Origin of the sequence: Octadecabacter antarcticus 307, assembly GCF_000155675.2 — a bacterium.
Taxonomy (GTDB): domain Bacteria; phylum Pseudomonadota; class Alphaproteobacteria; order Rhodobacterales; family Rhodobacteraceae; genus Octadecabacter; species Octadecabacter antarcticus.
In genome coordinates this window covers 131888-151674 of sequence record NC_020911.1, presented here as the reverse complement: position 1 = coordinate 151674, position 19787 = coordinate 131888, and the positions used below count along the sequence as shown (strand labels likewise).

Sequence of the window (19787 nt, the reverse complement as noted above, 5' to 3'; positions counted from 1 at the left end):
TGCAATGGCAAAGCACCCCTTGCAAGGGTAAACATACCCACGAAATCTGTGGATAACTTCGTGGGCAAATCTAGCTGAGAAGAAGAAATCCTTTGTTTTCCTTGCCCTTGGCAGAAGTGCCTATTTTTTGAGCAATTATGCAACCCGTTGATACGGAATAGTATTTTTATATCAGCTTGGCAAATATTTGAAAACATTAAACAAAAGTAAATATTTTGTGACATTGACACGGACCAGTGCACAACTTGTCCTGGCGTCACTTTGACTTGATCACTCTACGCCGAGGATATCCGGTGTTTGCCAACCAATATGTTGCCCCCCGTCGACGCACAAAAGTTGCCCTGTGACCGCAGGTGCATCCAGAAAGTACCCCAGAGCAACGGTGATGTCCGAAGGGTTCGCACCACGACCAAGCACAGTATTTGCCCGCTGATGGGCAAAATGGTCATCCGATTGACGCGCTCCTTGCAATGTCGGCCCGGGACCAATGGCGTTGACCCTGACATGCGGCGCAAGGCCCATGGCAGCCGTTTGGGTGAACGCCCAAAGCCCCATTTTGGCAATCGTATAGGTCATAAATTCCGGCGTCAGCTTGCGCACGCGTTGATCAATCATGTTGACCACGAGAGCACCGGCGAAAGGCTCACCGTTTTCATCAATCTGCGCATAAGGCGCTTGCTGTGCGAGCGCTTGTGTTAAAAAAAAAGGCGCGCGCAGGTTCGACCCAATGTGTCGATCCCAACTGTCTTTCGTCGCAGTCTGAACCGTGTCGTATTCAAAAATAGACGCGTTGTTGATCAATACGGTGATGGGCTGCCCAAGCAGGCGGGACGCATTTGGCAAAAGGTCACTCGTTTGTGCCTCATCTAGCAGATCAGCGTGGATGGCCACAGATTTCCCACCACATTGGGCGGCGACCGTGGCCGCAGCATCTGCGTTAGAATTGTAATGCACCGCGACATCATAGCCGCGCGCGGCGAGGTATAGCGACATGGCTTTGCCAAGTCGCGCAGCCCCCCCTGTCACCAACGCAGCGGGCATCAAAGCACCACCAGCATATACGTGATATAGAGAGCCGACAGGATCACGCCCCAGATGCGGGTCAGGTCGCGTTTGAAAAACACGAACGGGATCAGGATCAGTGTAGCAGACAGCATGACCCAGAAGTCGAAAGCAAAGAAATTCGCACCCACTGGGATCGGGCCAACCAACGATGCAACACCAATAATACCCAGAAGGTTAAACATGTTGGATCCGATCACGTTGCCCAGCGCAACGTCAGCCTGATTGCGCAGCGCGGCCACCACTGTTGTGGCGAGCTCGGGCAGCGATGTGCCGATGGCAACAAGTGTCAGGCCAATCACCGCTTGTGACACGCCGTAGCTTAGCGCGATTTCTGAAGCGCCGTCGACCAGAAGGCTTGCGCCCAGCGGCAGGCCAATCATGCCAAGGACAAGGTACAAGATGATCTTGGACCAAGGCAGGTCAGGGTCCGCGCCTTCTAAATCACCAAAGTCATCGTCTTCGACCCTTTTGCAGGCTCTGCGGTGGCGTTTCGCGCACCGCCCCGCATAGATCAACATTCCCGCAAGTGCAGTCAACAATATCAAACCAGCGATCCAGTCAAAGACGCCGCGATAGGCCAGCCCAATGAACAACACCGTCGCACCCAGCATTTGCAAGTAGCTGTTGCGGGTATCGCACCCACTGGTGTGCATGACGGCCAAAAGCGCGGGAACGCCCAGCACCAGAAGCACATTAGCGGTGTTTGACCCCACCACGTTGCCCAAGGCCAGATCAGGCACACCGCCCAAAATAGCTTTGATTGATATCAACAGTTCCGGCGCAGAGGTGCCAAAAGCCACAATCGTCAGTGATACAATAAACGCCGGCACGCCAAGGCGCAGGGACATGTTCACCGCCCCTTTGACAAGGCTGTCACCAGCCAGCAGCAGCAGCACCAGCCCCACAATCGTGAACGTCCAATCCGTTGTTGACCCCTCAGGTATCGAAAGCCAAACCAACATCTATTTGCGTTCCTTACAGTCGCACCGCTTACCAAAGCTGAACTTGCCACAAGACTTGCACTTTGCATCTGTTAGCCGTTTGACACCCGGTACGGTCAGTTTGCCAAACATCGCCATCAAAGCCATGCCGACCAAGAAAAGGGACACAATTTTAAATATCATCTACAGGCCGAACCGCGCATAAGATGCGCGTTCTTCGATACCACCGACGGCATCGTCGATGATTTGGGCCCCGAAACGCGACAAGAACGGCTTCTTCTGCCCAAAACGGCGAAATTTGGTTTTATCACCAAAGCGATCCTTCATCGTAGGGACCAGATGACCGAGGTGATCGGCCAGCCCGACGTCGATGGATTTTTGGCCAACCCAGATGTCTCCTGTGAACAGATCTTGATCTACAATCTTACCAGCGCGGCGCGTGCTGACGTGGTCTTTAAAGAACACGTGCAGATCGTCCAGCAGACCCTTGAGGCGTTTCACATCCGCAGGCTTTTCTGCCTGAAATGGGTCGAGCATGCTTTTGGACTTTCCGGCAGTATAGACGCGGCGTTCGGCACCGATCTTGTCCAATGTTCCGGTCAGTCCGAAGCCTGCCGTAATCACCCCGATGGACCCGACAATTGACCCACGGTCGACATATATCTCGTCCCCCGCTGTCGCGAGCCAATAGCCACCCGATGCAGCGACATCTTCAACGAAACTATAGACGGGGATATCTTTTTCATCCGCGAGCCTGCGAATACGTGCGCAGATAAGCGATGATTGGACAGGTGATCCACCGGGAGAGCTGATCTCCAGCGCCACCGCTTTCGGCTTACTGCGGAACGCCTTTTCGATGCTGTCGGTCAGCCCGCGATCATTCAGGGAACGACCGGAAGACGCGATTGTCCCCTGAAGCCGGATAACGGCCACGTGGGGGTCTGATTTGATAAAGGGAATCCAGTTTTTCATAATGTTCCATTTAGGCCGCGGTCGGGGTGGAAACAAGGTCAGCAGTTACTGGCGAATGCGCCAACCGGTCTTGAAAATCCATGCGATGATGCCGACACAAAGCGCGGTGAACAGCGCGATCGCCATAAGGCTAAGGCCGATAGGCACGTCTGCCGTCCCAAAAAACGACCACCTAAAGCCTGAAATCAAATAAACGACGGGATTGAACATGGTGATCGTTTGCCAAATCGGGGGCAGCATCGTTACGGAATAAAACGAACCACCAAGGAACACCAACGGCGTGATGATCAGCAGCGGGATCAACTGCAATTGTTCGAAATTGCCAGCCCAGATGCCGATGATAAAACCAAGGAGCGAGAAGCTCAGGCAGGTGAGTGTCAGGAATGCGATCATCGCCAGCGGGTGCTGGATTGTGAAATCAACGAACAAGAATGACGTGGCGAGGATGACAACGCCGATGAACATCGCCTTGGTCGCCGCGGCCCCGACGTAGCCCACTGTGATCTCAAAAAAGCTGACCGGAGCGGAGAGCAGTTCGTAGATTGTCCCAATGAATTTCGGAAAATAGATGCCGAAACTGGCGTTAGACGTGGCCTGCGTCATGACCGACAACATGATGAGGCCGGGGACAATGAACGCGCCGTAGTCAACACCTTCGACGCTTTCGATGCGGCTTCCAATGGCTGTGCCAAAGACCACAAAGTAAAGTGAGGTTGAGATGACAGGACTGATAAAACTTTGCATAAGCGTGCGGAAAAACCGCGCCATTTCAAATGTATAGATCGACCTGATTGCTTGATAATTCATGCTACATCTGCCTTATCGACTGCGACGCCTTTGTCAGAAACGAGGGACACGAATATTTCTTCGAGTGATGATTGTCGCGTTTGCAGGTCCGTCATTTTTAATCCTGCCTTTTGTAGATCGGCCAAAAGCCCTGTAATTCCTGTTCGGTCCGTCGCAGTGTCATAGGCGTACAACAAACCATCGCTTTCAATCGTGAGATCGTATTTCGACAGGGCTTTCGGTATCGTTTTCACCGGTGCCGCCAGTTCAACCTTGAGCGTCTTTTGCCCCATGCGGGTCATCAGGTCTGTCTTGTTTTCAACCAAAAGGATTTCCCCTTTGGCGATGACACCGACACGATCGGCGATGGCCTCGGCTTCTTCGATGTAGTGCGTCGTAAGGATAATCGTGACACCATCTTTCTTGAGCTGGGCCACGACCTGCCACATGTCCTTGCGCAATTCGACATCCACGCCAGCGGTTGGTTCATCAAGGAACAGAACGCGTGGTTCATGCGCAAGCGCCTTAGCAATCAGGACGCGGCGTTTCATCCCACCCGACAACGTCATGATCTTGGCGTCCTTCTTGTCCCATAGGGAAAGGGATTTCAGGACTTTTTCGAGGTAGGCGTCATTTGGCGCCTTGCCGAACAACCCACGTGAGAAACGGACAGTGTTAATGACCTTCTCGAACGGTTCGAGATTGATTTCCTGCGGGACGAGCCCAACCAGATTGCGCGCGGCGCGGTAAGCTGTGACGTTGTCATGCCCGTCAATCGTCACCGTTCCACCTGTGGCGCGGGTTATGCCGCAAATCGTTGATATCAAAGTGGTCTTGCCCGCACCGTTAGGTCCAAGCAACGCAATGATCTCACCAGATTTGATGTCCAGATCAACAGACTTAAGGGCTTTGAGACCCCCATCAAAGGTCTTTGTGAGGCGTCGAACCTCAACGATATTTGTCATGTCATAAATCCTTTGTGCGGCACACTAGTGCGCCGTTGCCCAAAGGGGAAGGTAGGCCGTTCCGGTTATGAGAAACCATAAAACTGCCCTTAGTAGGCGAAGAAAGAAATCGACCTTTCTACAACGAACGCGGCGTATATGCGATCTCACGAGTTAAATCTTGATTTGGTTGGTTACCTTTGACAAACGCCTCCTAACCCCTGTTCAAAGGTGGCCGATCTGGTCGCCTAAACACTTTGTCCGAATCGTTGAAACAAACCCATGTCCATTACCCATCTTGTCACCCATTCCGGCGGTTTTCATGCGGACGAGCTGTTGTCGTCTGTCGTGCTCACGCGGTTGTTCCCGCAGGCGGATCTATTGCGCAGTCGGGACCGCCAATGGATAACGCCCACGGCCGATAAGATTATTTATGATGTTGGCGGAGACTATGACAGTGAGGCGCAAATATTTGATCACCACCAACGTCCCAGCCCGCTGCGCAGCGATGGCCAACCGTTCAGCTCATTTGGCCTGATCTGGGCGCATTACGGGCGGGCGTATTTGGTGGCGATGGATGTGCCGACAGATGATATTGAGGCGATCCACACCAAGTTTGACACAAAATTTGTGTTGCCGATCGACTTGTTGGACAACGGCGCGATTGAACCATCGGTCGCGGGGCCGCTGTCTATCCTGACGTTGCCCGCACTTTTGGGCAGCCTAAAGCCGGTCTTTGACGACACATCTCCAACGGCTGACGACGATGCATTCTTCGCCGCCCTGCCCATCGCGCGCAGTTTTGTCGAAGCCCAAATTCGCAATCTTGCGGCGAAGGCCCGTGCGCAAGGCATCGTTCTTGAAGCAATCACCAACGCTGGCACGTCACCAATTCTTGAACTGCCCATGGGCATGCCTTACCGCTCTGCACTTGATCAGGCGGGGGCCGAGCACATGCTGTTCGTGATCCATCCACGTGGCGATGACTGGACACTTGGCGGCATCAAGCTGTCCAGTGATACGTTTGAACAACGCGCCGATCTACCAGTCGCGTGGGCTGGTCTGACGGACACCGCCCTTGAGGATGCAAGTGGCATCAAAGGCGCCAAGTTCTGTCACAACGCCCGTTTTATCGCTGTGGCAGACAGTCGTGAGGCGATCTTGAAAATGGCCGAAATCGCGGTGCGAGAGGCCTAAATCGGTAGTCACTGTCCGCCATCTTTGACTAAGACTTACCCGATCCAGAATACATACTTTCTAGTCTTCTTGGTTGGGTAGCTCCGGCGTTCTGCCAATTCGTTCAGCCAATCGTGTCACGGTAAGTCCCTGTACTATGATTGAAAAAACGACGACAATGTAGGTCACTGTCAGGATCAACGGTTTCCAGTCGCCGTCCGGCAGTGACAATGCCAGCGCCACGGAAATACCACCTTTCAAGCCGCCCCAAGTCATGATCGGGATCACGCCCTTGCTGAAGGTCTGAAATGGTTTCAGCAAAAGGACGGGGACCGCAACAGCAGCCAGCCGCGCGATAAGTGCAAGCAGGATTGCCATGCAGCCCGCGATCAGAAAGTCAGTTTCAAATGCGATGGCAAAAACCTCAAACCCGATCATCAAGAACAACACTGCATTCAGGATTTCATCGATGAGTTTCCAGAAAGCCTCCACATATTTGCGGGTTTCTTCCGACATGCCGTGTTTAGACCCGATATCGCCGATCAGTAGCCCCGCACAGACGGCCATGATCGGGGCCGAAACTTGAAGCGCAACGGCGAGTTCGTAGCCACCAAACGCAAGGCCGAGTGTGATGAGTACTTCGAGTGAATAGTCATCAATCCGGCGCATAACACGGAAAGTCAGCCAGCCCAGAACAATCCCCAAAATCGCCCCGCCGACCACCTCTTGAATGAACAATTGCGCCGCCCCAGCAAAGCCGGAGCCGTGATGGTCACCGCTCGGAAACGCGATCCCGACAAGCACGAGGAAAACCACATATCCGACACCATCATTGAACAGGCTTTCGCCAGCAATTTTGGTTTCAAGGGCTTTTGGCAGGCTTGCCTCGCGCAAAACACCAAGCACCGCGACGGGGTCTGTTGGCGAAATTAACACACCAAAAACGAACGCAATTATCAGCGGCGCACCGGTAATCCAGCTAAACCCGAAGCCGACAATTGCTGTCGAAAGACCAACGCCAATCGTTGCCATCAAGAAGATGACAAGCCACGCCTTGCGCAGATCTGAAAGTTTGACGTGCAGCGCACCAGCAAACAACAAAAGACCTAACATACCTTCTAGCAAGGCTTCGGAAAATTCTAATTCCAGCACCTGCGCACGGATCTGTTCTTCCACGGTCAATGACGGGAACAGCGTATCAGTCGCGATCACCGCGAAGGAAGCAATGAGCGCCACGACCAGAATACCAATCGAGGATGGCAGACGAAGGAACAAATAGTTAATTGTGCCAAAGGCCCCCGCAAGGACGATCAGCAGCGATGCAATTTGCAGCAGTGACATTGCGCAGAGGTCCTTTTGGTTATTCTTGCATCATCAACGTCTTGAAGACCTTGGGCGACCCAGAAATCATGTTTGGATGGGTCTACCCAGTCGCGATATTAGTCGAAATAGCGCACCAGCTGGCTGGCGGGGCGAAAAATCTCAATCAGTTGATCAATGACATCGTCGTCGAGCAGGTGCGCGTCTGGCAGGTCTTTGCGGCACCCCAGCCCAACCATTTTCAGATAGGGAGCGGCAGGATCGCTGGCTGAAAATCCCTCCGGCACAACGCCTAACCCTTTTCGTGTGACCACCCCGTCCGGGAACATCATCTGGAATTCAGGGTCGGCCAAGATGGCTTTCAGTCCCTGCGGGTCATCGACCAGACGCGTGCGCAGCCGTGCAAGTGCGGGCTTGGTCGGCTGGAAAAGGGCGGCACCTGCGTGGCAATTTCCCGGCTCAATATGAAGGTAATAACCAACGTCATCAGCCGGATGACCTGCATTGGCAAAAACATCTATGCCCATGCGGTACAGATCACGCCCAACGCGATCGCGCGGTTCCTGAAAGAACTTGGTGTAGCTTTGTTTTGGCTTAATCACCGCCTCAGCGACATATGGATCAAAGCGATCAGCGTAGTCGTGCAGCGTCATCGCGATCCCGGTGAAATTGCGCATGGCGTCGTCGCGTTCTTCGCGGTGCGCGTCCATCCAAGCTTTTTTGTTATTCTTTGCGAGATCTGCAAGGAACGTAAATGTTTCTGGCTCTACCATGGGCGCCCTTTCTGTTTCGTAGCAACCGCTAGGGGCTGTCTGCGTATCCGTCGCATCCTTGTAAGACCAATTCAGAAAATCAGCCATAGGGATATCAAAGTCGTCATGGACCTTAGCCCACGGTGGGGAATGAAACCGCAAATTCTGACCGCGCTCACCATTCACGATTGGCAGCAATTCACCAACGATCTGATCGCTGAGGTGTCGGTTGCCATGGTTGCATTACCGTTAAGCTTTGCCATCGCCATCGCCATCGCCTCTGGGGCAGGGTTGGAAAGTGGGCTTGTGACAGCAATCGTTGCTGGGCTGTTGATCTCCAGCCTTGGCGGCAGCCATGTGCAGATCGGCGGACCGACAGGTGCATTTGTCGTCATCGTATTTGGGGTGATCACTGAACATGGATTTGACAGGCTTGTCTTTGCAACGATCATGGCCAGCATTATTATATTGGTTGCTGATTCTCTTCAGGCTATCGGTTGTGCAGCGTCCCGTGGAGTACATCGCAAAGATTGTGACGCATTGGGCAGCGCGTAACACCATTAATATTTATGCCGTTCGGATCGAGCTTGCCACAGTGGTGTCAATGGTCGCGCGGCGACGGCTCGCCCCGAAATTTTCGGGGCTGGTTATCGCTGCTGTCCGCGATGGTTTCGGACCGAATGATTGGCTCCTGTCCAGCTGCCTGGCAGGGCATCGTAAATGCCAGAAAAGGGCGCAATGCGTGGCGACCACACTTCATAGTTCCGCAGTTTCCTTAGTTGGTGTTTCGCACTGGTCGCAGGCGTTTCGCCCAAGACTGTCAATAGGGTGTTAAACGGCGATCCATCGGTCAAGGACCCACGGGCAAAGCTGTCAAAATAACGATTGCAGAATTGAGCTATGTGCCGTCGTCTGCGGCACGGGGCGGTTTCAACCGGTGGGCGCGACACTTTAATCTTTTTGAAAAGATGGCGTGAGCCCTATGGAGTATCGTCGCCGCGTGTTTTTCACAGTCAAACAGAAGTCAGCTAGGTGTCCCGCGTTGAGATATCGAGAGCCACTTGGTTTGAATTGCAATTAGACGGCAGTCCTAATCAAGTTATTTGGGGAATGGCTTTTTGAAATGTTTTTCATCCATTTCGTCTTACGCGAAGGTCCGTCCCTCTAATTGGGTATTTAGGTCAAGCTTTTTTTCCTTGTTTGTTTTGGGTCTTTGTCACTCATCCGGGTCACGCTTCTCTTCGCAGTCTGGTTTGATGTTCGAATGGCATCGCTGCAAGCATATGTCGGATCGGCAGTGGAGAGCCCCGCTTTCCGGCGCGCTTCAAGATGCGCAGCAGACCTTTTCGGCTTCTTCTATTACCAGGCAGGGCATGTTTACATGCCCGAGAGGGCACGAACCTCGTCCGGTGAGGGACGACCCCGTTAGGATTGTGGGTTGGCGTTTTAGTTCATGCCATGCCTCCCACTTGGTCCTGACGGAATTCTGAGCCATCGATCCAACAGCGGTGCATTAGGACGGCCAACTTACGTGCGACAGCAACGACGGCGCGGCGACGTCCTTTGGTGCGCATCAATCGCATGCCCCCTCTCAGCGATGCAGGCATCGCCTGCCGGGCAGCGCAAGATTTAATCTGGGAGCTTGCCATCGTTCGCATAAGCAGCGCATTGGCAGCTGCATATAGAACGGCCCGCACGTCTCGATCCCCAGACTTGGATATCCGCCCTGGATTGTCATGCTCTCCTGACTGATATCTTCGCGGTGTAAGCCCAAAATATGCGCCAACGGTGCGGGATCGTTTAAAACGGGTTGGATCATCAACCGCCGATTTAAAGCTCAACGCAGCGATAGGGCCGACGCCAGGAATAGTCATCAATTTCATGCAGACATCATCTTGACTGGCTGCCCTCTTAACGCGCCGATCTAGTTCCAAATAATGTTGATACAAAACGGCCCTCGCATCGAGCAATGGCACGAGAGCATGTGCCAGAACATCATCGATCTCGATCATGGGCCGTACAACGCTGTCGAAGCTACCATGCTTCACAGTTTTTGGGAGGCGGACTCCAAAAACCTTCAGTAATCCACGCACTTCATTGGCTAGATCAATCGTCTTCTTTAGGAGCGTCTTACGCGTGCTGAGCAACGCGCGTAGGCCATGAGCCTCACGACTTTTCATATGGACGGGACTAAACCAGCCTGTGCGTAATATTTGCGCGATACCTCGTGCATCTGTTTTGTCAGTCTTATTCCTCATCGCTGACAGAGCAGCACTCACTTGGCGTGCCTCCATGCAGACAACATCAAAACCTTCACCGGTCAGGCCAAAGAAAAGATGCTGACTCATCGATCCAGCCTCAAAGCCAACACGTTCAATCGGATGTGGAAATTCCAAAAGGCATTCAGCGATATCACCGACCTCACAAGGCAGCTCTTGACCTGTGCCCCAATTTCCCTCCAGCTTTGCGCGGAGTCCTTGGTGCTAAATCTTTGACCTTAAGCGGCCATCTTGTCGATGATCCTTCTCTCTAAAAATTCCATTGGCGTCAGGTTCCCCAGAGCTGAATGTGGTCTGCGCCAGTTGTAGTCGTCCTGCCATTCTTCAAGCGTTTTGCGGGCGTCGCCCAATGTGGCAAACAGCGTTTCATTGAGGCATTCATCTCTTAGTTTACCGTTGAAGCTTTCGATGAACCCGTTCTGCTGGGGCTTGCCCCCTCTCATGGTTTGCAAGCAAACCACTGCCGGGCGGCGGGACGCGATATAATGCCAATCGATACCCGTATTTTGAACCCATTTGAGGATCGCCATGCTGGTGAACTCTGTGCCGTAACACCTTCGGAATATCGCTAATTTAAGGCTATGACTGCCTGCGCAGCCCCAAATAACGCAGCAGGTGGTCATAGCCGTGCCTCAGGTCCCTACGGTGGTTTTGTACAAACCACACCGCAAAGGAGACCAACTATGACCGATATCATTATTACACAAACTGCGCCCGTTTTGGTGGCCATCGATATCTCGAAGGCCCGCGACGAAGTTCTCATTGCTATTGCGGACAAGAAGCGCTGCCGTCGTTTGACTGTTCTGAACCAGCTAGACGACTTCAATCGTCTAATCACATCGCTTGCCTGCTACGGCCGCCCTGTCCGTGTAGCTTTTGAAGCAACGGGTAATTATCACCGTGCCTTGGCTTATCATCTTGCCGCAGCAGGTTTTGAGTTGAAGTTGGTGTCATCTGTGGCCCTGGCCAGAACGCGAGAGGCCTTGCACAACAGTTGGGACAAAAACGACCCTAAGGATGCCCAGGTCATTCTTCACATGATGGAGATCGGGAACGAGCAGTTTTATCATGACCCCCTCGTGCGTGGCACTAACGACATCCAAGAGCTTTCCAAAACGCATGACATCGTATCCAAGTCGAAGACCGAGTTGTGGCACCGAGTTGTGGCACCGAGTTTTAACCCATTATCTGCCGCTGTATTTTCCTGAAGCTGATCGTTTCCATCGCAGTTCTCGCAGTTCTCGCAGTGACTGGTTCTTTGCTTTCCTTGAACGTTATCCGTCACCACACTTGATCTCAGCCATGAGCAAGGAGGCATTCATCGCTGACGCTTGGGATGTGGTGGGCCTCAAGGTTGCAAAAGAGCGTTTACTTTCAGATATCTACGAGACTGCCAAAGTATCAGTCGGACTGCCGGTTGCCGCAGATTCCGACGCGATAAGCATGTTCCGCTTGGTTCTCGGGGAAGGCCGCAGTCTTATCGCGCAACGCAATCAAATTGAAGATCGCGCCGTCGCGCTTCTCAAGGACCTACCAGATTATAAGCTACTGACATCGATACCTGGAATCGGTCCCATCAATGCTTTGACAATTTTGGCAGAAGCTGGGGATGTACGGCGCTTTCGTCATCACCGGCAGTTTTCGAAGTTCTGTGGAATGGACCTTGCGACTATGCAATCAGGTACATTCAGAGGGCAAACCAAACTGTCAAAATATGGCAATGCTCGGCTTCGTCGAACGCTTTGGATGGCTGGACAGGTTGCTATTCTGCAGCGCACCAACAGCTTCCGCGACAAGTTCGAGCGCTACATCGCCAAAGACCGTCACAACACCCATTTGCGCCGAAAGGCGTACACCGCAATCGCAGCGAAGATGGCCCGAACCGTTCATGGGATCATCAAGCACGGCGAACCATATCGCCCCTTCTTTGAGGGGTGATCGACAGCAGTAGGACCTTTCTCTGTAAGGGCCGTGGAGGCAGACAACTGACCTCGTAGATAATGTTTAGGCCTTCTGCTCAACGACCCAAAGATCTCGTCTTAAGGACGGTGAGAGCCGCAAAAGCGTACTCTGTGTTTGTTATGGGAGAGACAGTTCGTTGACCAAAATGCCAAACTGAGCAATGCTTCTAACGTGTCGAGACGCCTCGATGCGACAATAACCTGACGCCAATTCAGCTAATCATTCCGCGCATAGGACGTTATCCGACACAATCGTCTTTGGCATGCCGCGCTCAGCGATTACGCGGTCCAGTTCTCGGGCAACGCGCTGACCAGACAATGATGTGTCCGCGACAAGTACCAGGTTCTCGCGGCTGAAGTCATCGACAACCGTCAGAATACGAAACCGGCGACCGTCAGTCAGCGCGTCAGACACAAAATCTAATGACCATCTCTGGTTAGGACCATCACAGGCAGCACCATCGGCTTCCGCGTGCCCAAAGCGCGCTTTCTACCGCCCCTACGACGCACTTGGAGCTTCTCTTCAGTGTAAATGCGTCTCACCTTTTTGTGGTTCACCGCAAAGCCTTCGCGCGCGATCATCACATGAACACGACGGCAACCAAACCGTCGCCGCTCCCTCGAAACCCGCTTGATGGCATCACGCAACTCAGCGTCATCGCCACGGCGAGACGGATACCGCACCGTTGATCGATCAACTTGCAAGACATCGCACGCCCCCTCTCGGCAGATTGCTTTGCAATCGCCTGCCGGGCAATGGTCGCTGGCTAACCTGATGAGTTTCCATCAAGTGAACCACAGCTTTAAGCTTCCCAACGGGCGTCACCATTTTTTTGAATTGATGTCTCGCAACATTGCATTGTCCCTCGCCTGACAGGGTATTGCGCAGCAATGTCCCGAGAAGAGAGCATCTGTTCCGCTAGCAGCTTCTTTAGCTTCCCGTTCTCGTCTTCCAAGGCCCGCAACCGCTTCGCGTCAGACGGCTCCATGCCTCCATACTTCGATGTGTATTTATAGAACGTCGCTGAACTGATCCCGTGCCGCCGACATACATCAGCAGTCTTCTCCCCAGATTCCTGTTCTTTGATAATTGCTATGATCTGTTCGTCTGTAAATCGTGCCTTCATTTGTCCGTCCTTTTGTTGGGCGGACTCTACACAAATCTGGAGGAGTTTTAGGGGCGCAGGTCACTCTCGCTCGAACAGCACCGTTCCTTTGCCATCAACAATGCAAAGTGCACAGGATCGCAATGACACATCTAATCCAGCATAGTATTCCATTATCTATCTCCCTTGTTCACAGCTATGCTGTGATCTTAGTGGGAGCTCGGCCCAAAAGCGAAAGGCTGCCCAATTACGCATGCTTGCCGCCCTTCATCTCGAAATGTGAGCAATGCAGCGTCAGTCACTCTAGGCTCATAGCGGGTGTTCTCTGCAATGCGCTCACAGCTCTGTTCTGAGTTTTTTTGAGACACCGCCTAACGTTTGTTGACGTTGCGGCTGAGGGCGGCGAAGCGGCCCCTTGATAACAACATCCATATTTACAGTAAATCCAGTTTCAGGCCCTATGTCCCTCGGCCAGACCCGTCTGGGAACCGCAAAAAAGGAACGTTTGTGAAGGCGAACTTAGTCTACTACAGGGAGGTCGGCATTTATACATGCCCTGCTGGAAAACAGCTGACCTATCGATATACTTGCGGAGGGTATCCCAGCGCAATACCGTAAGGGTCTCAAGAAGTGCATTCAGACGATTGTGAATAGTCCAAGCGTCCCTAGACGCGTTCCAAAGGGAGTGAGACCGCACCTACCTACAAGATACAGTATGACGGACATCCTCAGAGCAGTTGAGCAGAAGCATGCTGCTATCTACCCGCTGATGACCAGAGGCATGGGCGCATTGGCGATGTCCAACGCGAAGTCTGAACCGAACGCGGAAATTCGTGGACACCGTATCCGGCGTATGTTGTTGGCGATCCAGCGCGCGTTTATATCGACTTTGCCATGGTCCCCGCTGTCATTTGCAATCGCAATTTCGACCACTGTTATTCCCGATACAAGCTGGACACAGGTTCTGGTGCCGGGTCTTGTGACTTCGAGCATCGTCGCGGGCATCGGTTGGGCCATGGACAGCATTTTCAAGCCTCGCCTTAGCGTGACGCCGATACGCAGCGACCCGCCCGGAACATGGACGGTAATGCTACCTTTGATTACACTTTTGGCTACTTTAATTATTGGTGTCATTTTTCTGAATGCAGTCACAGATGTTCGCATCGTTGGCTTGGTTGCGGTGCTTGTCCCTGCAATCGCGATCGTTTGGTTGTTCATTCAACACTGGTCAAAGGCACCCCTTATTAGCGTTGCCCGACGCGTCAGTACTTATGTCTTGCTAGAATTGCCAACTTACCGTGGTGAGCTGATCTTGCTTATGATGGCAGGTTATATAGGGACTGTCGGGTCACAATTATTGGCGCCTATAGTGGTAAATGCGGGGTTTGATCTGTCGTCGTTGCCGACGTGGCTGATTTTGGTGTCGTTCGTCTGGATTATTCCATTTGCAGGGCAACTCGGTATGAACCCCATTTTGATAGTGACGTTGATCGCACCGTTGATCCCAAGCGCCGCAAGCCTTGGCATAGACCCCACCGCCCTGGTTGTTGCGCTTACCGCTGGTTGGGCGATGAGCGGTGCGAGTTCCCCGTTTACGGCAACAACCCTGCTAATCGGATCGTTCGCAGGCGTCAGCGCACGACACGTTGGATTGATTTGGAACGGCACCTTCACAATTGTTTGCTGTTTCGTGCTGTCGCTCTGGGTTTTGATTTACGCGTTCATAAGCTGAACGAAATATTAGAAGTGGCTTGCGATCCTGAAATACACATTGAGACTATCTCACTAGATAAGTCGGACCTGCACTAGATCTAGCCTACGCGAAACGGCCCCTAGAATGACCTTCTGCCCTGCGGGTAGCTGCCTAGCCTCCCAATCTCGAAAGTAGGCGAGTAGAGTAGAACAAACCCCAAAGGATACCCATCATGCGCGCGATAACTTATTCCAAGCTTGGCACAGCCAAAGACGTTCTGAATTTGCAAAACCTGAATGACGTTGAACCCCAATCAGGCGAAGTGCGTGTGGCGCTGACCTTTTCCGGCGTGAACCCGTCAGACGTGAAATCGCGCAGAGGCCGTCCGGGGTTGGAGCGGCCCGTCTTCGAGACCATCATCCCACATAGTGATGGTGCAGGCGTGATCGAGGCTGTGGGCGGTGGCGTGGACAATGCGCGCATCGGTCAACGGGTCTGGATCTGGAATGGTCAATGGCAGCGCGCCCATGGCACCGCAGCCAGCCACATCACCCTCCCCGCCGATATGGCCGTGCCATTGCCAGACGCAGTTAGCCTTGAAACAGGTGCAATCCTTGGGATTCCTGGCCTGACTGCCGCACAGGCGGTCTTTGGCGGTGGTGACATCACGGGGCAGACCGTGCTGATCCAAGGCGGTGCGGGCACAGTCGGTCTGCTGGCTGTGCAACTGGCAAAATGGGGCGGTGCAAAAGTGATCACCACATGCAGCCCGCGTGACATGAAACAGGTAAAGGCAGCCGGTGCCGACAGCGTGTTTGACTATAGCGCAGCGGATCTGGCCACCAAAATCCTCGCCGCGAACGATGGCGCTTTGATCCCCACAGTTGTCGAGGTCGAATTTGGCCTCAACGTGGCCCTAGACGCCGAAGTGATTGCCCCTAACGGCCGCCTCGCCGCCTATGGTTCAGCCAAAAGCATGGAGCCGATGTTGCCATTCCTGCCCTTGCTGTTCAAAGCCGTGACCATCGACATCATCCTGATCTATCTGCTGCCAAAACCTGAGCGCGATGCGATGATTGCCAAGTTACACTGCGCCTTGGATGCGGACGCACTGTCCTGTCCGGTTGAACGTATCTATCCGTTGGAGGACTGCGTCGCAGCCCATGAAGCCGTAGAAGCAGGTGGGCGTAGCGGCGCAATCTTGGTCAAATGTGACGGTTGAACGCAGCACGACTTGTGGTCAGTCTGAGCATACGTTTAGCTGCGGATCAGGCTTTCCGGCACCCCACAGTAGAAATAAGGGGCTGGCTAGTTGGCTACTTTATGGTCACATCCTCCTATGCAAAACTGCCCCTCGAATGAACCTCTGCCTTACCAACAGCCTTGGTTTGCGATACCCAAAACGCTAGGACAGCGCTTCTAAAGCCAAAGGCATCGCATGAGATTAGTGGGCATCTTGTTTGATAAACACCGATGACCAAACTGGCGTTAATTAGGACCGCTTTTGGGACCATTTTCATCAAAATACTATTATCTAACCCACTATAATTAAATGGTAATTCTGGAAGTTGGGTGTCCTCTTCTGGGCACCATTATATATAAATTTATTGTTTACTATCAGTACGTTGTGTTCATTTAAGTAAATTTGCCCCCCCCGCACCCTCTCCAACCAGTGCGTTATTGTGCAGTTTTTACTGCTTATCCTTCAATCATATTTTGAGCGTACTATTTTCATATGTAAGTGCTACACCTTTTTTTTGCGTGCACATATACCGAGAACACGCGAGTTGGGCGCTTGCTAAGACGCCATAGTGTCTTTTTGGGAGCATCTGTGACAGAGACTTGGCAGCATGCGTCACTTAAGTTCTACATCTTTGATAACGACGTACCATTTAGCAGCGTCTCATAGACCATTTCTCTGAGCGCTAGTGAATCTCTTTGCCTCAGTATTTCGCCATACTTCGCCATGATAGGGGTTATCTGGTTGTTTTGGATCGTCTTTTATTGGATGATACCCAACAATCAGGTCTAAGGAACGGACTTCAGACGCTAAAAAAGAGACCGCCCCTCGAAAGACAGGCATTGTTAAAAATTCGGTCGGAATAATACTATCATTGACCATCAATGCTTCGATATCGACTGACATGCCCTCAAGTGGACCTGAAGATTTAGCATATAAGGACGTCGATATCCTACGTCGTGGCACATCACCGTTGTCATCCCAAACGATTTGCTGTTCCGGAACCCGACGGATTATTGTGTCAGAAGCTTCAACTTCTTCTTCATCATATGGCTCCAACGTCAACTGACTTCAGCCCTGAGCCTGTTCCAGCGCTCTACCCCTGTCAGATGCAAGTTCACTCACCCTGACCTGCGCCCCTAAAACTTCTCCAGCCTGTCGATACACAACATAGAAAGACAAGTTATCGGCAAAGTGGTTATGAGAGGTCTGGTGTCCGAAAACATGAACGTTGTTGATATCGCCATTCGCTGTACCGATGAACAGAATTACTCCGATGCTGTTGAGGAAGCCCTCTTGGATGCGCGTGGTAGGATCCCGAATTCGTATGGTTTTCTTCGTGACCAGATTGACAAGTTAGTCGAAACTCAGGGCGCACAGTACAAGTCGTAACCCGTCACGGCCTTTGAAACTGGGCGGCGCTTTTGCTTAGCGAGAGTATTTCGAACATGCGGAACGTGTTTGCCTTGCTGGTTTGATGCGCCCGCGTAACGGGTCAATATGGGCTCTCAGCCGCCTTCCGCACCGCAGCACAATCCCTCGATCCGTGGCTGTTTGAATGTCAGATCTCGCCATTGGTTCACTGCAACCTCGCACCTGCAGCGAAAGTCTGCTCTCCGCCCTTCGTGTCGAAATCTGCATGGCGCAGCAATCTGACCGCTTCTCTATCTCATCATTGTCACGGACGGCCCATACCGGACATTCGCCGGGACCATCGACACTGCAGCGCAGCTTTCCGAAAGCTGATGTTCGTGCATCGTGCAGCATTTTTGCTTTATCGACGTGATGCCGACAAAGCGCGCTTTCGCTGCCGCTGCGCCAATGATGGCATTGTGTAAACCGGGCGACCATTCAGTCTCTTTTGTTGTAGTAAATGCTATCAAATAAGCTCCGTCTCAAGTTTTTTCATGAGTGAAGCGCGAGCCAATTCAAATCCATTTTGAAAGGCCTCACCTGTTTCTGTCAGGAGCTGCTTTTTCTTTGTGTCTACCGGGCCATGAATGATTGCCGACCGTACATCATAGAAATGTTTCACCTGATCTCTGAACTGGGCTTTTGATTCATCGCTGGTGCCGAGAGTGTCTGCGACAGCATTTTGTAAATCCAAACTGATGCGCCTGCCACTCGGCTTGAAAAGCCGCTCCAGCGACACGGCAACGTCAAGAACCTTGTCTTCGCGTGCATATTGCCCATCTCTGCCAAGCGCCTCAGCCAACCGTTGAATTACAGGTGCAAGCTCGGCGTAGGCTCCAACATCTGTCTCAAATACGTGTTGGCGCGCATTTTTGATCAACCTCGGGTCAACTATCCGCGGCTGTCGAAAAGGACTATACAAATGGCCAATTGAACGACCTTTGCGCGTAGAACCGCAATTGTGAATCAGCCCAAGCAAGTGACTTGAGACACGCGGCACACATCCTTCAATCGTCATCAACCATCGATGTGACATTCCGATGGATACGGCGAGTAAGTTTGCAAAAGCCGAAACTCTCCCATCGAATGACGGAGGCATTCTTCTGACCCGTGAATCATTGTGTGAGTTGGGAGGGCGGATTTCGGGCTTCTAACGGAATTCATGCACAACTGCGCAAATGGAGTCCCAGTTGCGGTGACGGAGCTGATCCGGTGCGACATCCTCCAACCATTCGTCATCAACGTTCTCGCGTAGATGCGAATAGGGCATCAATGAATATCCCTCACCAAGCTCGACCGTGTCTAAAACACGATCACCATGAAAAAGTGCTATGTCATAACCAATATCCAGACGATTAGAGAGTGGGTGGCTTTGCCCACCCCTAGATAACTGCAAAAGTGAATTCAACTCGATGATGGAAGTACGAAATCGCTTGTCAGGACACGCATCACGGCGGGCCATTTGTCCCACTATCAGACGGCTCAAACTTGTGAACGAGCGTGCATTGAGGATGCCGACCTGCAAACCATCAGCGCCAAACATAGTGCTCGAAACGCAGGTCAAACTCGGATGTAAACGCATTATATCTCTTACATGATCCAAAGCTGTCCGAAGCGGTACAAAGTATTCCTGATCACCATCGCGCATCGCAATCCCTGCAGCTTCGTACAGGCGGGCCAAGTCTTCGCCTGGATATGGCGTCTCATCCTGACCATTAAATTCAATTTTTGGCGGGCTGCCATTGGCTTGCCAATGTGCCTCAAGAAAGGGCTCTTGGGCATCAGCAAGAGCGTTCAGAACAAGTTCAAGACGAACTTCCCACATCTTTTCGTCAAAAGGATCAATGTTCATAGTCAACCTTGCCATCGCTCGCGCCATTTACTCAAAAAAAACGAATGTAGAGTTTAGTTTGGTTGTTCATCAATTGGTGAAAGCACTTTAAAATAGGAAACTTCACAATCGGCCCAAAGCCGACCTTGGCCTTTCCATCCAGCGCTACAGGGGTGTTTGTTTGTAATTTCAGTTAATGCCCAGCACTATCAAAGCGCCGGATTTGAGGCAATTTTAGGTGGATTAGACACAGAAATTGTAGACCTTACATGTCACGACGTGCGTATTTACAGCGATAAGGCCGACCT

General features: G+C 52.3%; 17 protein-coding genes and 3 pseudogenes. 6 read left to right on the top strand and 14 right to left on the bottom strand.

All coding sequences use genetic code 11. The annotated features are described in order from the left end of the window. Window positions 1-270 precede the first annotated feature (270 nt). From OAN307_RS00770 to OAN307_RS00745, 6 genes are read right to left on the bottom strand one after another with little or no spacing between them, the layout of a single operon-like run. On the bottom strand, window positions 271-1041 hold the full coding sequence (locus OAN307_RS00770) for an SDR family oxidoreductase (protein WP_015497981.1): 771 nt from the start codon (window positions 1039-1041) through the stop codon (window positions 271-273). After that, the gene (locus OAN307_RS00765; protein ID WP_015497980.1) at window positions 1041-2027 is read right to left on the bottom strand and encodes a calcium/sodium antiporter; all 987 of its coding nucleotides are present in this window, start codon (window positions 2025-2027) and stop codon (window positions 1041-1043) included. The genes OAN307_RS00770 and OAN307_RS00765 overlap by 1 nt, the downstream gene beginning before the upstream one ends. After that, entirely contained in the window at window positions 2028-2189 is a 162-nt protein-coding gene (locus OAN307_RS28690) for a hypothetical protein (protein WP_044042957.1), read from the bottom strand. Further along, the gene (locus tag OAN307_RS00755) at window positions 2190-2978 is read right to left on the bottom strand and encodes a S49 family peptidase (RefSeq protein WP_015497979.1); all 789 of its coding nucleotides are present in this window, start codon (window positions 2976-2978) and stop codon (window positions 2190-2192) included. It abuts the gene before it with no gap. Between the two features lie 45 nt (window positions 2979-3023). Then, window positions 3024-3785: an ABC transporter permease gene (locus tag OAN307_RS00750; RefSeq protein ID WP_015497978.1), complete on the bottom strand. Its 762-nt coding sequence runs from the start codon at window positions 3783-3785 to the stop codon at window positions 3024-3026. Beyond that, entirely contained in the window at window positions 3782-4729 is a 948-nt protein-coding gene (locus OAN307_RS00745; protein WP_015497977.1) for an ABC transporter ATP-binding protein, read from the bottom strand. The genes OAN307_RS00750 and OAN307_RS00745 overlap by 4 nt, the downstream gene beginning before the upstream one ends. Window positions 4730-4990: 261 nt before the next feature. On the opposite strand from OAN307_RS00745, the gene OAN307_RS00740 reads away from it, so the two are divergent. Next, window positions 4991-5905, top strand: coding sequence for an MYG1 family protein (locus tag OAN307_RS00740; protein ID WP_015497976.1), 915 nt, complete (start codon window positions 4991-4993; stop codon window positions 5903-5905). A 60-nt stretch (window positions 5906-5965) separates the two neighbouring features. Here the strand turns inward: OAN307_RS00740 and OAN307_RS00735 are convergent, their stop codons facing one another. Both OAN307_RS00735 and OAN307_RS00730 read right to left on the bottom strand, forming a co-directional pair. Further along, a complete protein-coding gene (locus tag OAN307_RS00735; RefSeq protein ID WP_015497975.1) occupies window positions 5966-7225 on the bottom strand; it encodes a cation:proton antiporter in 1260 nt (419 codons plus the stop codon). Window positions 7226-7323: 98 nt separating this feature from the next. Continuing rightward, complete coding sequence (locus OAN307_RS00730) at window positions 7324-7977, bottom strand: DUF2461 domain-containing protein (protein WP_015497974.1); 654 nt, start codon at window positions 7975-7977, stop codon at window positions 7324-7326. 129 nt (window positions 7978-8106) lie between these two features. Between OAN307_RS00730 and OAN307_RS00725 the strand changes: the two genes are divergently transcribed. Then, window positions 8107-8511: a SulP family inorganic anion transporter gene (locus OAN307_RS00725; protein WP_051067925.1), complete on the top strand. Its 405-nt coding sequence runs from the start codon at window positions 8107-8109 to the stop codon at window positions 8509-8511. Between the two features lie 896 nt (window positions 8512-9407). Here the strand turns inward: OAN307_RS00725 and OAN307_RS00720 are convergent. Both OAN307_RS00720 and OAN307_RS00715 read right to left on the bottom strand, forming a co-directional pair. Next, entirely contained in the window at window positions 9408-10352 is a 945-nt protein-coding gene (locus OAN307_RS00720) for an IS110 family RNA-guided transposase (protein ID WP_275450630.1), read from the bottom strand. Window positions 10353-10453: 101 nt separating this feature from the next. Next, window positions 10454-10783 (bottom strand): annotated as a pseudogene (locus OAN307_RS00715) (integrase core domain-containing protein); the annotation flags it as partial. 135 nt (window positions 10784-10918) lie between these two features. Between OAN307_RS00715 and OAN307_RS25705 the strand changes: the two are divergent. Further along, window positions 10919-12232, top strand: a pseudogene (locus OAN307_RS25705) (IS110 family RNA-guided transposase). 202 nt (window positions 12233-12434) lie between these two features. Here OAN307_RS25705 and OAN307_RS29555 read toward each other — a convergent pair. Continuing rightward, window positions 12435-13323 (bottom strand): annotated as a pseudogene (locus tag OAN307_RS29555) (transposase); the annotation flags it as partial. A 694-nt stretch (window positions 13324-14017) separates the two neighbouring features. Here OAN307_RS29555 and OAN307_RS00690 point away from each other — a divergent pair. Together OAN307_RS00690 and OAN307_RS00685 are read left to right on the top strand one after the other, a co-directional pair. Continuing rightward, on the top strand, window positions 14018-15034 hold the full coding sequence (locus OAN307_RS00690) for a hypothetical protein (RefSeq protein WP_015497969.1): 1017 nt from the start codon (window positions 14018-14020) through the stop codon (window positions 15032-15034). A 193-nt stretch (window positions 15035-15227) separates the two neighbouring features. After that, window positions 15228-16217, top strand: a complete 990-nt coding sequence (locus OAN307_RS00685; RefSeq protein WP_015497968.1) for an NADPH:quinone reductase — start codon at window positions 15228-15230, stop codon at window positions 16215-16217. Window positions 16218-16898: 681 nt separating this feature from the next. On the opposite strand, the gene OAN307_RS25690 is transcribed toward OAN307_RS00685, so the two are convergent. Continuing rightward, a complete protein-coding gene (locus OAN307_RS25690) occupies window positions 16899-17300 on the bottom strand; it encodes a hypothetical protein (RefSeq protein ID WP_015497967.1) in 402 nt (133 codons plus the stop codon). Between the two features lie 159 nt (window positions 17301-17459). On the opposite strand from OAN307_RS25690, the gene OAN307_RS28685 reads away from it, so the two are divergent. Then, window positions 17460-17627: a hypothetical protein gene (locus OAN307_RS28685; RefSeq protein ID WP_187292532.1), complete on the top strand. Its 168-nt coding sequence runs from the start codon at window positions 17460-17462 to the stop codon at window positions 17625-17627. Window positions 17628-18114: 487 nt separating this feature from the next. Here OAN307_RS28685 and OAN307_RS00680 read toward each other — a convergent pair whose 3' ends face one another. Both OAN307_RS00680 and OAN307_RS00675 read right to left on the bottom strand, forming a co-directional pair. Next, window positions 18115-18747, bottom strand: coding sequence for a hypothetical protein (locus OAN307_RS00680; protein WP_015497965.1), 633 nt, complete (start codon window positions 18745-18747; stop codon window positions 18115-18117). Between the two features lie 51 nt (window positions 18748-18798). Next, window positions 18799-19500 carry a hypothetical protein gene (locus tag OAN307_RS00675; protein WP_144055472.1) on the bottom strand — a complete coding sequence of 234 codons (702 nt, stop codon included), beginning with the start codon at window positions 19498-19500 and terminating at the stop codon, window positions 18799-18801. Between the last annotated feature and the right edge of the window lie 287 nt (window positions 19501-19787).

Coding starts and splice junctions, on each gene's coding strand:
- OAN307_RS00680 (WP_015497965.1), bottom strand. CDS start 18,747: ATGCCTCCGTCATTCGATGGGAGAGTTTCGGCTTTTGCAAACTTACTC.
- OAN307_RS00725 (WP_051067925.1), top strand. CDS start 8,107: ATGAAACCGCAAATTCTGACCGCGCTCACCATTCACGATTGGCAGCAA.
- OAN307_RS00755 (WP_015497979.1), bottom strand. CDS start 2,978: ATGAAAAACTGGATTCCCTTTATCAAATCAGACCCCCACGTGGCCGTT.
- OAN307_RS00730 (WP_015497974.1), bottom strand. CDS start 7,977: ATGGTAGAGCCAGAAACATTTACGTTCCTTGCAGATCTCGCAAAGAAT.
- OAN307_RS28685 (WP_187292532.1), top strand. CDS start 17,460: ATGAACGTTGTTGATATCGCCATTCGCTGTACCGATGAACAGAATTAC.
- OAN307_RS00745 (WP_015497977.1), bottom strand. CDS start 4,729: ATGACAAATATCGTTGAGGTTCGACGCCTCACAAAGACCTTTGATGGG.
- OAN307_RS00685 (WP_015497968.1), top strand. CDS start 15,228: ATGCGCGCGATAACTTATTCCAAGCTTGGCACAGCCAAAGACGTTCTG.
- OAN307_RS00740 (WP_015497976.1), top strand. CDS start 4,991: ATGTCCATTACCCATCTTGTCACCCATTCCGGCGGTTTTCATGCGGAC.
- OAN307_RS00750 (WP_015497978.1), bottom strand. CDS start 3,785: ATGAATTATCAAGCAATCAGGTCGATCTATACATTTGAAATGGCGCGG.
- OAN307_RS00690 (WP_015497969.1), top strand. CDS start 14,018: ATGACGGACATCCTCAGAGCAGTTGAGCAGAAGCATGCTGCTATCTAC.
- OAN307_RS00675 (WP_144055472.1), bottom strand. CDS start 19,500: ATGAACATTGATCCTTTTGACGAAAAGATGTGGGAAGTTCGTCTTGAA.
- OAN307_RS00765 (WP_015497980.1), bottom strand. CDS start 2,027: ATGTTGGTTTGGCTTTCGATACCTGAGGGGTCAACAACGGATTGGACG.
- OAN307_RS28690 (WP_044042957.1), bottom strand. CDS start 2,189: ATGATATTTAAAATTGTGTCCCTTTTCTTGGTCGGCATGGCTTTGATG.
- OAN307_RS00735 (WP_015497975.1), bottom strand. CDS start 7,225: ATGTCACTGCTGCAAATTGCATCGCTGCTGATCGTCCTTGCGGGGGCC.
- OAN307_RS00770 (WP_015497981.1), bottom strand. CDS start 1,041: ATGCCCGCTGCGTTGGTGACAGGGGGGGCTGCGCGACTTGGCAAAGCC.